At 43.1% G+C, this 12,779-nt stretch carries 11 protein-coding genes; 5 read left to right on the top strand and 6 right to left on the bottom strand.

The window, feature by feature from the left end:
• Positions 1–6: 6 nt before the first annotated feature.
• On the bottom strand, positions 7–963 hold the full coding sequence (locus tag BXY41_RS04850; protein ID WP_104435263.1) for an ABC transporter permease: 957 nt from the start codon (positions 961–963) through the stop codon (positions 7–9).
• A 285-nt stretch (positions 964–1,248) separates the two neighbouring features.
• On the opposite strand from BXY41_RS04850, the gene BXY41_RS04845 reads away from it, so the two are divergent.
• The gene (locus BXY41_RS04845; protein ID WP_104435261.1) at positions 1,249–2,196 is read left to right on the top strand and encodes a helix-turn-helix domain-containing protein; all 948 of its coding nucleotides are present in this window, start codon (positions 1,249–1,251) and stop codon (positions 2,194–2,196) included.
• On the opposite strand, the gene BXY41_RS04840 is transcribed toward BXY41_RS04845, so the two are convergent.
• Together BXY41_RS04840 and BXY41_RS04835 are read right to left on the bottom strand one after the other, a co-directional pair.
• Positions 2,197–2,973, bottom strand: coding sequence for a hypothetical protein (locus BXY41_RS04840; RefSeq protein ID WP_104435259.1), 777 nt, complete (start codon positions 2,971–2,973; stop codon positions 2,197–2,199).
• Entirely contained in the window at positions 2,966–3,583 is a 618-nt protein-coding gene (locus BXY41_RS04835) for an RNA polymerase sigma factor (RefSeq protein WP_104435257.1), read from the bottom strand. Before BXY41_RS04835 ends, BXY41_RS04840 begins: the two co-directional genes overlap by 8 nt.
• A gap of 167 nt (positions 3,584–3,750) precedes the next feature.
• Here BXY41_RS04835 and BXY41_RS04830 point away from each other — a divergent pair, with 167 nt between their 5' ends.
• From BXY41_RS04830 to BXY41_RS04815, 4 genes are all read left to right on the top strand, one after another.
• Entirely contained in the window at positions 3,751–4,437 is a 687-nt protein-coding gene (locus BXY41_RS04830; protein ID WP_104435255.1) for a response regulator transcription factor, read from the top strand.
• Complete coding sequence (locus tag BXY41_RS04825) at positions 4,424–5,413, top strand: sensor histidine kinase (RefSeq protein ID WP_104435253.1); 990 nt, start codon at positions 4,424–4,426, stop codon at positions 5,411–5,413. The genes BXY41_RS04830 and BXY41_RS04825 overlap by 14 nt, the downstream gene beginning before the upstream one ends.
• 82 nt (positions 5,414–5,495) lie before the next feature.
• A complete protein-coding gene (locus BXY41_RS04820) occupies positions 5,496–6,182 on the top strand; it encodes an ABC transporter ATP-binding protein (RefSeq protein ID WP_104435250.1) in 687 nt (228 codons plus the stop codon).
• Positions 6,179–8,761, top strand: a complete 2,583-nt coding sequence (locus BXY41_RS04815; protein WP_104435248.1) for an ABC transporter permease — start codon at positions 6,179–6,181, stop codon at positions 8,759–8,761. The genes BXY41_RS04820 and BXY41_RS04815 overlap by 4 nt, the downstream gene beginning before the upstream one ends.
• A 170-nt stretch (positions 8,762–8,931) precedes the next feature.
• Here BXY41_RS04815 and ftsH read toward each other — a convergent pair whose 3' ends face one another.
• From ftsH to hemL, 3 genes are all read right to left on the bottom strand, one after another.
• Complete coding sequence (gene ftsH, locus BXY41_RS04810) at positions 8,932–10,800, bottom strand: ATP-dependent zinc metalloprotease FtsH (protein WP_104435246.1); 1,869 nt, start codon at positions 10,798–10,800, stop codon at positions 8,932–8,934.
• Positions 10,784–11,326: a flavodoxin family protein BilS gene (gene bilS / locus BXY41_RS04805; RefSeq protein ID WP_104435244.1), complete on the bottom strand. Its 543-nt coding sequence runs from the start codon at positions 11,324–11,326 to the stop codon at positions 10,784–10,786. The genes ftsH and bilS overlap by 17 nt, the downstream gene beginning before the upstream one ends.
• 173 nt (positions 11,327–11,499) lie before the next feature.
• On the bottom strand, positions 11,500–12,774 hold the full coding sequence (gene hemL, locus BXY41_RS04800; RefSeq protein ID WP_104435242.1) for a glutamate-1-semialdehyde 2,1-aminomutase: 1,275 nt from the start codon (positions 12,772–12,774) through the stop codon (positions 11,500–11,502).
• Positions 12,775–12,779 lie beyond the last annotated feature (5 nt).

Here is a 12,779-nt window from a genome sequence, read left to right as displayed (position 1 = left end):
CCCTCCTTAAATCAGACCATCTTCACCCAGCCGTTTGGCTATGAGATCAGCCGCCACCACAAGAGCCAGGCCAATCACGGACTGAAAGAGTCCCAGTGCAGTTGCTTCGCTGAATTTTCCGCTTTCAATTCCCCATCGGTAAACCAAAACCGGAATTGTGGTGGTATATTGAGTCGCCTTGGCATTTGCCAGAGCAAATACCCGTTCAAAGGACCCACCCATCAGTTTGCCAAGATTCATAATCAGCAGTGTTACTATGGTGCTTCGTATGCAGGGAAGTGTTACGTGAATACACTGTTTTAACCTTCCGGCACCATCTACTCTTGCCGCTTCATAAAGCTCGGAATTCACACCGGTGATTGCGGCCAGATAGATAATGGTTCCCCAGCCCATAGACTGCCACACACCAATGAGCACATAGCTGATCAGCCACCAGGTATTCTCCTGTAGAAACGGAACCGGACTATGACCGGCATTCTTTATCAGAACATTTACCACACCGCTGCTGACGGAGAACATGGAATAACCGATTCCTCCAATAATGACCCAGGACAAAAAATGAGGTAAATACAAGAGTGTCTGCATGATACTTTTAAAGTATCTGTTTTTGATTTCATTGAGGATAAGAGCCAAAATAATTGGCATGGGAAAACCAAATACCAGATCCAGGATATTTAACAACAAAGTGTTGGTTAATGCCTGACCAAAGTCCCGTTTGCCAAAGACCTTATGAAAGATGGAAAATCCCACCCAGGAGCTTCCGGCATACCCCTTTGCCACCTTATAATCCTTAAATGCTATGGACAGACCGCTGTATGGCAGGAATTTAAAAACCAGTATGAAAAGCATTGGAAGAACCATAAGTACATATAGCTGCCAGTCCCGCTGCAAATACCGAAGTAACCGATTCTTTTTTTTCTGCTTATTGAAACCGTAGCCCGCCTCTATTTCAGATTTCACCATAATATCCCCCCATCTCCGTAATTTTCTATAACTCTATTATAAAAAATGCACAATTTCGTTTCCAATCAAATCATTCTTTAAACTATGCATTTTCAATCATTTATTATTACAGGCAAGAAAATTGTAATGGCTTGATTCCATCATTTTCCGGGCATTTCTGCTTTTTTGTCAGATTAAGGCTTGGTTTTTCTTTATATAGGATTATTTTTTAAAGATTATTGATTGAAATGAGAATTAGATATCATGTATAATTATAGGAGTAAAAGAAGGAGGTATCAGGAATATATGTCTAAAAAGAAAAAGACCGTTATTGAATTCAGGGATTATGATTTACCGGCTCATTTTCCTGTACTTCTTCTGACTGGGGATCATTGGCGTATCTCTGATGTACCCTCAGGACGGCTTCATATTCATAATTGCCTGGAGATCGGGCTGTGTGAGACTGACAGCGGAACCATTAAATTTGAAGATACCACTTATTCCTTTTACGCAGGAGATGTCACTGCCATATCCTGTGATATCCCGCACACCACATTCAGCGCACCCGGAACCAACAGCAAATGGTCTTATTTGTTTGTAGATATGGGCGAACTGCTCCACCCATTTTTTTCTGGTGCAGATCTTCATAATGTGGAACTCTTCTCCTTTCTGGATCATCATTTAAATCTGATTATGGGGAAAATAAATTATTCGGTTATTTATTCCATTGTCACTGAAATAATGGAAGAGATGAAAAAACAGGAACCGGGTTATGAGATCGCAGTCCGCGGTCTGTTTCTGGCACTGGCAACCAATCTTATGAGAGCTGCCTCCTTAAACCATAAGAAAAAAGACCAGACGCCTGAAAATGCGCTGGTCATTGCCCCTGCTCTGGACTTTATCCGGTATCATTTTATGGAAGACTTTCCCATGGAGCAGCTTGCTGACCTATGCAGCCTGAGTCCTGCTCATTTTAGAAGGCTGTTTTCTTCGATTATGGGAAACCGGCCCTTGGAATATTTAAATACCACCCGCATCAGAAAAGCTTCGGATTTACTCCGCATGACTGAGGAATCCGTTTTAAACATTTCTGAGCGGGTGGGGTTTCACTCCATCTCAAGCTTTAACCGGCATTTTCTTGCCATCATGGGAGAGACTCCCAGAGACTGGCGGAAACAGATGTCGATTTTAAAAGATCAGTCTTTGTTTAAATACAATGGCTGGATGTATGCAGAGGTTTTAAAGAAAAAATAATTATTTCATATCTATGACTTCCTTTGCCATGGAGGTCAGAGAATTCAGTTCTTTATCAGCAAATGTGAATATCAGATAATCGATCCCATTCTCTGACCAGCTTACTGATCGAAACAGCTTGCGTTCTTCCTGACCGGATCCATAGCTGATCGTCAGCTTTCCTTCCTCTTCCAGTTTCTTATCTTCTTCAGTAGGTTCTTTCCCCTCAGGCAGGAATAAATACAGTTCTTCCTTGGCAGTGAGTTTAATATCCTGATAGACCTCATTCTGCCCTGGCAGATCCGAGTCTTCTGAGGCCATGTCCTGATGCACATTGCTGGTGAGGGTCACCTGCTGATTGCCGCCATAATTTGCGTATACTTCCGAATAGGTGATAACCTGATTGTTATCATCGTCAACTCCCTTTACCTCTGAAATGTAACCGTTCACAAATGTCATACCGTTTGAGAAATTGTCTGGGATTTTGGGGGAGGTTTGCATCTTGGTTTTTGACAATTCACGCAATTCCGCTGCGGAATGAGTTTTTTCGTCACTTGTACTGATATAACCTGTGATTTTCCCCGCCGCTACTGCTGTAACCGTTCCAAATAACATGATAACCATAATTGATGTCAATGCCACTGCAAATTTATTTTTTCGAAATTTCATAAAATCACTCCTTTTATTTAATTCTTTATGGATTTCCAATAGCCGCCGTTCTTCGTCCATATCCGGAGTTATGGAATCCAGTTCTGTATTGATAAAACGTTTTAACTGTTCTTCTAAGGTTCTAGCCATGACAAATCCCCCTTTCCTGTTCTCCTTCCATGATATCTTCCGCTTCCAGGATTCCCTTTAAGAGCTTTCTTGCCTTGAACAGGCGTGATTTCACTGTGCCCTCCATGGTTCCTGTCACTCTGGCAATTTCTTTCGTGCTTAGCTCATTGTAATAATATAACAGAATCACTGTACGGTATTTGACATCAAGTTTTCTAAGGGCTTCACGGATCTGCCCAGCTGTTTCAGCCTCTAAAATCACTACCAGGGGGCCTTTTCCCCTTTCATCCTCTTCAATCCAATCCGCTCTTACGTGATCTTCCTCCTGATCCAGAATCCCTTCAAAGGAGAGTTCCGACCTGCTTTTCTTCCTTTTTTCCATCCGCCAGGCAGTTCTCACCAGAATCTGATAGAGCCAGGATTCAAATCGTTCCGGTTCTCTTAATTTATCTCTGTGAAGAAAGCATTTTACAAAAGTCTCCTGCAGGATGTCCTCACTGTCAGACCGGTTTCCAGTGATAAAATACGCCATACGGTACAGCTTTTTGGAAGAGGAACGGTATAACTCGTCAAATGCAGCTTCGCTTCCGCCAAGCATGAGTTCCACCAAAGCCTTCTTTTCTTCGTTCATAACCTGTTTCCTTTCCTTTTTTAGATGCATCTATATACTTAGAGTCCTGATGACCCGGATTGGTTCATTTTTTTATGTATAAATTATACTTCGGCTTGTAACTGCCAGTCAAAAGAAATATAATAGGGCGTGATAGTGTCAATAATGAAAAATCGGAGGATAGACGAATGCCACGTATATTTTTAGTGGAAGACGATAAGGCAATCGCTAAAAACCTTATGCTTTTGCTGAGTTCGGAAGGATTTACAGTCACCCATGCTTCTACCCAGGGTGAAGCTCTTGCCGCACTTGGACAGAATAAATTTGATCTGGGGCTCATTGATATTTCACTGCCTGACGGAAATGGATTTACTGTATGTACACAAATCAGGGAAACCCTTCGTATACCCGTAATCTTTCTGACAGCCTGCCAGGATGAAGCCAGTGTGGTTACCGGGCTCAATATCGGTGCAGATGACTATATCACAAAACCGTTTCGCCCCCGTGAATTAATCGCGCGGATCAGAACTGCCCTGCGTAAAAGCGGGCGTACCGGATCTGAGTTTGAGATTGGAGGACTCCATGTGGATACGGCCAGTAGTATTGTAAGAAAAAACGGCATGGAAATCTTTCTGTCTGCTTTGGAATACCGTCTGCTGCTGGTGTTTTTAAACAATCCAAAAAATATCATTACTAGGGGTATGCTGTTAGACGAATTATGGGACGCTGCGGGCGAATATGTCAATGACAATACACTGACTGTATACATCAAACGATTACGGCTGAAGATCGAGGACGATCCGGCTAACCCACAGATTATTACGACTGTCCGTGGGACAGGGTATCGATTGGGGTGCGGAAATGCTTCGGAATAAGGAATTTCGGCAGTCTGCCCTATTGTTCTCTGTCATGGCGGGCATCACAGTGATTATAGGATTTGTAATCAGTACTGCGGCAGGAGTTCTTGCAGTCTCTTCTTCTGCTGCCTTTGGTACCCTGTTTTTTGCATTCACAAAAGCCAGATATAAAAGTATTGCCCGCATTTCCAATGAGATCGACCTGATACTTCATAATGCGGATCATCTCTATATTGGAGAATTGGACGAAGGGGAGCTTTCCATACTGCACAGTGAAATAGGTAAAATGACACTGCGCATCCGGGAACAGAATGAGGCCTTAAAAAAAGAAAAGAAACATCTTGCAGATTCACTGGCGGATATCGCCCACCAGCTGAAAACCCCTCTTACATCTATAAATCTCATTTTGTCATTGCTTGAAAATAACCCGGATGAAGGTCAAAGAAAGCGACTGCTTCGTGAAATGGAAGAATTGCTGGTACGGATGGACTGGCTCATTACCACCCTGTTAAAATTATCCCGTTTAGATGCAGGAATCGTAATATTTCAGCATGACCCTGTAGATGTAAACTCTTTAATCCATGCTGCTGTACACCCTTTTCTCATTCAAATGGAACTGCATCAGATTGATTTGCAAATCAATGTAACAGGCGGGCTTATTATCTATGGGGATTTTAACTGGCTTTTGCAGGCGCTGCAAAACATCTTAAAAAATTGTTTAGAAAATACAGGCGAAACAGGAAAACTTGAGATTAACGGTACAGATACTCCGCTCTTTACCGAGATTGTAATCCATGACAGCGGGAACGGTTTTAAAGAAGAAGATTTACCCTGTATTTTTGACCGGTTTTACCAGGGAAAAAACCAGAACACCGGCGGATACGGGATCGGTCTTTCTCTCTGCCAAATGATTATAACGGGGCATGAAGGAACCATTACCGCTAAAAATCATCCCCAGGGAGGCGCTGTTTTCATCATACGCTTTCCAAAGTGACGAATCTCTCACCAAAAAGTCACTGGGATGTAAGCAGAAAGTTCTATTCTATGGGTAAGCCAAAGGAAAGGAGACTCACAGAATGGAGTTCTTAAAAATTGAAAATCTCTGCAAGGTTTACGGGAAAGGTGACAGTCAGGTTACCGCACTGGATCATGTTTCTCTTACCATTGAAAAAGGGGGATTTACAGCTATTATCGGCTCTTCCGGTTCCGGTAAATCCACATTGCTTCATATTATTGGGGGTGTGGATGTACCCACAAGCGGTAAGGTATATTTAGATGGGCAGGATGTATACGCCCAGAACAATGAAAAACTGGCTATCTTCCGCAGGCGTCAGGTAGGTCTGATTTATCAGTTTCATAACCTCATTCCTACGCTTAATGTGGTTGAGAACATTACACTGCCTGTTCTGATGGACAAACGGCCTGTCAATGAGGAGCGGCTCGATGACCTTCTTCATATGCTTGGACTATGGGACCGCAAAAACCATTTACCCAATCAGCTGTCTGGCGGGCAGCAACAGCGGGTTTCCATCGGACGCGCCCTGATGAATGCCCCGGCTGTCATGCTTGCCGACGAACCCACCGGCAGTCTGGACAGCCGCAATGGGCATGAAATCATAAAACTGCTGAAAGAAAGCAATAAAAAGTATGGACAGACATTGATACTTGTTACACATGACGAAAATATTGCATTGCAGGCAGATCGTATTATTGGGATATCTGATGGAAAGGTAACACGGGATCAAAGGGTGGTGCAGCCATGAATATATTAAATAAAGCCACTCTGCAAAGCATGAAAAAGAATCGCACCAGAACGATTGTTACGATTATCGGAGTTGTTTTATCCACTGCCATGATTACGGGAGTCGCCGCCTTTAGCACTTCTCTCCTTCATTTTCTCATCAGAGGTTCCATCGTAAAATACGGAAATTGGCACGTTGAATTTTCAGATGTAGATTCTACTTTCATCCAGGAACGGGCTGACGATAAAGAAATTAGCGGCATTGCAACAGTGGAAAATATGGGTTACGCTGTGCTTGAAGGAGCAAAGAGTCCGGAAAAGCCCTATCTTTTTATTGCAGGATTCAGTGACCAGGCATTTCATACGTTACCCATAAACCTGATCTCCGGCAGACTTCCAGAAAACAGCGGAGAGGTTCTGGTACCGGCACACGTTGCAGAAAAAGGAGGGGTCCGGTTCCGGGTTGGGGATACGATTTCCCTTGAAATCGGAGACCGGGTGGATGGAAACAGGAATCTCAGTCAGCACATCCCCTATCATTCAGGAACTGGGGGAGAAACCCTGGTGTCCAGATCAAAGAAAACCTATCGGGTTGTGGGAATCTGCCAGCGTCCGGGATTCGAGGAGCATTCCGCTCCGGGATACACCCTGATAACGAAAGCAGACGGCAAAGAGAACACAGACAGATTCAGCCTTTTTGTTACTCTGAAAAACCCGCGCCAGGTGAAAGCTTATGTAAGCGACAAAGCCGGAAAACAAGATTACTTATTAAATGATTATGTTCTGCGTTTCATAGGCATATCGGAAAACCGGCTGATCAACACACTTCTATATACAGTTGGGGGAATTCTGATTGCTATTATAATGACTGGATCGGTTCTTCTTATCTATAACTCCTTTCAAATCTCCCTGAATGAACGCACACACCAGTTTGGGATTTTTGCGTCGGTGGGGGCAACTGAAAAACAACTTCGAAATTCAGTTCTCTTTGAAGGATTTTGTATCGGTGCTATCGGTATTCCCATTGGTATTCTGGCAGGAATTGGAAGTATTGGTTTGATCCTTCCCATAGTTGCAGGGAAATTTAATAATATTCTTTACAGCACCGTACCTTTAACCTTGTGGGTATCCGCCGCTTCAATCGCTGCCTCCGCTGCTGTTAGTCTGATAACTATCCTGATTTCAGCCTATATTCCAGCGCGAAAGGCGGCAGGTACTTCGGTAATGGAGAATATTCTTCAGACGAATGAGGTGAAAATCCATTCAAAAGATGTAAAAATATCAAAGCTATCCCGCCGAATTTACGGGCTGGAAGGTACTCTGGCTCTTAAAAATTTCAAGAGAAACAAAAGACGTTATCAAAGCATTGTGCTTTCTCTTGTTCTAAGCGTCGTACTATTCGTATCAGGCAATGCCTTTGGATCAACTCTGAAACGCCTTTTGCAGCAGTTTAAGGTGGATATTGACTATGACATTCTGTTTGACGTTCAGGACATGAACGACAGCGAAATGCTTCCTCTTTACAACAGACTTAAGACTGCTGACGGTGTTTATGAAAGCACCTATCAGGTCATCTGCCCTTATTCCTGCACCATCAGAGCTGGTGATCTTTCGGATCAGTACCGTCAATATAAAGGTTATACCAATCCGGATGAAATGGTTCATATTCCATTGGATCTTCAGTTTATCGCAGACAGTGACTATCTGGATTTTATTCGCCAATCAGGTTTATCCGAAGAAGAATATACCGGACCAAACGGGAAAATGATCGCCATTGCAAAACAGCGGAATGTCAGAACAGACCAACCGGATGAAGTGTATGATCTGTTTCCAAACCGCTCCATGATCCTTTCGATTACCCCTGGCACAGAGGGTAACCAGAAAACAGAACAGAAACTGGATATAGACACTACGTTTGTTGATACTTACCCCATTGATCCGCCACCAAAACAGTCATCTCAGTCTCAAAAAGATTTCTGTGTTTTTATGGTGATAGCGCCTTATTCACTTAAAGAGAAATTTATAATCCCGGATAGTCCATTAGCCATTGGCATGAATTTTCAATCAAAGACTCCTTCACAGTCAGCGGCGGAAATGGAAACAATTATACAGAGTGAGGGAATTACATCTCAATACCATTTATACAATGCGCATGAAATACTTGAGCAGTTTCACAGCCTTACATTTGTCACGGACGTATTTACGTATGTTTTTGTCATTATGATTTCACTGATAGCCATAGCCAATGTGTTCAACACCATTTCCACAAATATCAGGCTGCGCAGACGGGAACTGGCCATGCTGCGCTCAATTGGAATGTCAGAGTGGTCTTTTAATAAAATGATGGTATTTGAATGCATCTTTTATGGCATACAGGCCCTTTTACTGGGACTTCCAATGGCTGGAATCCTATCCTGGCTGATTTACAAAGGATTTGTAATCGCAGAACGGACGGAGAATTTTAAGTTTCTCTTTCCTTTCGCCAGTATGGTAATCAGCGCATTTAGTGTACTCTTTATCGTGTTCCTTACTATGTTATACGCCATTGGGAAGATAAAAAAAGAGAATATTATTGATGCACTTCGAAATGATATGACTTAATAGATTATATCAGGATACCCTCTGTTGACCATTTGAAGAATATATTGATTGTGAATACGTTAGATGGTATTCTATACATGAAGATTATTAATCATATGGATTAAAAAATCAGGGAGTGTTGCAAAACTGCAACACTCCCTCTGTTTCTGTTCTATCGAAAAATCATGGAGTTATAAGCTTTTTACAGCTTCCCTTTTAAATATCTCCATAAACTCCTCTCCGGTAATGGTCTCACGTTCCAACAGATATTCTGCTATTTCATGAAGCTTGTTCAGATTGCTTTTTAGTATCTCATAAGCCTTCTGATGCTGCTGCCGCACAATTCCAATCACTGCTTCATCAATCCGCTTTGCAGTATCTGGAGAACAGGCAAGAGATGTGTCACCGCCCAGATACTGATTGGTTACTGTCTCAAGTGCTACCATATCAAACTCATCAGTCATACCGTAACGGGTAACCATTGCCCTGGCTATTCTTGTGGCCTGCTCTATATCATTGGACGCACCGCTTGTAACTGTCTGGAAAATCAGTTCCTCTGCTGCCCTACCTCCGGTAAATGTAGCAATTTTATTAAGCGCGGCTTCCTTTGTAAGCAAATGGCGTTCTTCTTCATCAACCTGCATGGTATATCCAAGAGCTCCTGAAGTTCTGGGAATAATGGTAATCTTATGAACAGGTGCCGAGTGGGTCTGGGACGCGGCAACCAGGGCATGCCCTACTTCGTGGTAAGCTATGATCTTCTTTTCTTCCACATTCACGGAGGCATCCTTTTTCTGATATCCGGCAATCACCACTTCTACACTTTCTTCTAAATCGATCTGAGTCACCGTCTTTCTTCCCATACGCACGGCTCTTAATGCAGCCTCATTAATCATATTGGCCAGTTCGGCTCCGCTTGCGCCTGAGGTTGCAAGGGCAATTGCGTGAAAATCCACATCATCCGAAAGCTTTACATTTTTTCCATGTACCTTTAAAATGGCTTCCCTGCCATTTAAATCCGGCAATTCAACCGGGATCCGGCGGTCAAAACGACCCGGACGTAAAAGAGCTTTATCTAAAGAATCCGGACGGTTGGTAGCCGCCAGAATCACAACTCCTTTTTTACCGTCAAATCCATCCATCTCAGCCAGAAGCTGATTTAAGGTCTGTTCTCTCTCATCGTTGCCGGAGAATCCACCGCCGTCACGCTTCTTTCCAATGGTATCAATCTCATCAATAAATACGATACAGGGTGCCTTTTCATTGGCCTGTTTAAATAAATCCCTGACTTTCGCAGCACCCATACCTACAAACATCTCCACAAACTCAGAACCGGATATGGAGAAAAACGGCACATGAGCTTCTCCCGCCACCGCTTTTGCAAGAAGGGTCTTACCAGTTCCGGGAGGTCCCACAAGCAGGGCTCCTTTTGGAAGTGAGGCTCCGATGGATGCATATTTACCCGGATTATGAAGAAAATCTACAATCTCCTTTAATGCGTCCTTGGCTTCTTCCTGGCCGGCTACATCCGTGAAATTCTTACCGGTTTCTGATTCTGCATAAATCTTCGGATTGGACTTACCAAATGACATGGTATTTCCACCCATCTTCTTTTGCATCTGACCGGATAAAAAATTACCCAGAAATACAAAAATCAGAATGGGAACAATCCAGGTTAAGAGAATGGAAATTAACGGCGACATCTGCTGTACAATAGTTTTTTCAAACTCAACATTATGGGCAATCAGCCGTTCTGTCAGCGTCTCATCCGGCCAGATACCCGTCTTGTAAACAGCATAGACCGGTTTTCCTTCCCAGTCCTTCTTTCCTGTATCGGATTTAAACTGAATTTCCGTTTCCGTTTTGGCAACTGCCTGAATCTTGCCCTGATCTACCATCTCCAAAAAGGTACTGTAGGGGACCTCCGTCACGGTCTTGGACTGAAGCCACGGTACAGCCATGGCATTGAATATAATCATCAGGACCAATACAATCATGTAATAATAAATAAATGGTTTTTTATGGTTCTTTCCAGAACTTCCATCATCTTTTAATCCCATCTTGCTCCTCCTTTTTTCTTTGAATCCGGTTTAACACCGATTCTGTAAATACACCTGCCTGATCTAAATCTTCTTTATTGGGATGGAGCATGGCATCTTCATATGCTAAAATCATCTCCCTGATCTGGGGAGTATTAAGCTGAGCCTGCATCTGTCTGCATTTCTCCAGTACTTTTGGTCCCATCTTACCTCCGCATAAATAGCAGCCCAGGTATTCATTATCTTCCGGCAGAAAAACAGAAACCTGATTTTCCACCTGCTTTAAATATTCTTTATTTTCAAATATTCCGCAGGTACCAAACAAAGCGATCTGTTTGCCATGGAGGTCGGAGAGGAAATCAATTACTTCTGTTGTACAAATTCCCCTGTTGTTCCAGAATCCTACAAAATACGTATCTGCTTCTTCTCCATGGTATTCCTCCAGATTAACAATATCCTTCGATTTCCCCGGAAGCGCTTCGAATATCTTCATGGCTACCTTCTGAGTATTTCCGGTTTTACTTGTATACACAACTAAATAGTCCATATATTTCGCCTCCTCTATCAATAAAATATACCAAATCAGGACATTTATCAATAGATTCGAGTAAATGTTAATACAATTTATGGTTCTTTTAGAATTTATACTTCTTCTTTTATAACAATAAAAAAAGAGGATGGTACAGATAAATTTCTGTAACATCCTCCATGCATGACTGATTATAAATTTGCCGCCGCTTCTTTCATAATTCTTTTGGTCTCTTCGATATCTTCCTGGGTATGAGCTGCTGACAAAAACAGAATCTCAAACTGGGAAGGAGCTGTGTAGATACCATGCTCAAGGAGATAGTGAAAATATTTTGCATACATCCGGGTATCCGATTTTAAAGCTGACTCATAATCCACCACCGGGTGCTTAGCAAAAAATACACTGAATAAGGAACCTGCCTGGTTCACCTGTGCGCCTGGGAGAATCTCCTTTAAAGTCTGCACCAGGGTATCCGCTTTTTGCTCCAGGGAGGAATAGATATCCGTCCTGTCCATCAAAGCTTTGATTGTTGCAATTCCTGCTGCAGTTGCTATAGGGTTCCCGGATAATGTTCCGGCCTGATAAACTTTCCCAAGAGGCGATACAACTTCCATGATATCCCTGCGTCCGCCGTAGACGCCCATGGGCATGCCGCCTCCCGCAATCTTACCAAGAGTGGTGAGATCGGGTTTTACCTGATAATATTCCTGAGCTCCCCCAAGAGCCATACGAAATCCTGTAATCACCTCATCAAAGATTAAAAGTGCTCCGTACCTGGTTGTAATGTCTCTTAAAAACTCAAGGAAACCTGGTTTGGGAGCCACCAGTCCCATATTGGCTGCCACAGGCTCTACCACAATCGCTGCAATTTCTCCGGGATACTGACGAAACAGCTCTTCCACTGTATCTTCCTGATTGTAACCTGCTAACAGCGTGTGTCTCGTATAGGATTCAGGCACACCGGCACTGTCCGGTGCGCTGCCTGTCAGAGCTCCGGAACCCGCTTTTACTAAAAGACCGTCAGAATGTCCGTGGTAGCAGCCCTTGAATTTAATGATTTTATCTCTCCCTGTAAACCCTCTTGCTGCACGAATGGCACTCATGACAGCTTCCGTTCCGGAGCTGACCATTCGCATCATTTCCATGGAGGGAATACATTGTGTAATCAGTTTTCCAAGTTCCAGCTCTCTTCTCGTAGGCGCACCATAGGATAAGCCGGAAAGACATGCCTCTCTCACCGCTTCTACCACTGGCTGATACCCATGTCCAAGAATACAGGGTCCCCAGGAATTCACATAATCAATGTATTCATTCCCATCCTCATCATAGATACGGGATCCTTCCGCTTTTTTTATAAATACGGGAACTCCCCCCACAGAGCCAAATGCTCTTACAGGGCTGTTAACTCCGCCTGGGAAATAGTTTCCGGATTCTTCAAATAATTTCTTTGACTCTTCTGTGTTCATTATAA

The organism is Lacrimispora xylanisolvens, from assembly GCF_002934545.1.
GTDB lineage: Bacteria > Bacillota > Clostridia > Lachnospirales > Lachnospiraceae > Lacrimispora > Lacrimispora xylanisolvens.
This window is presented reverse-complemented; position numbering and strand designations above follow the sequence as displayed.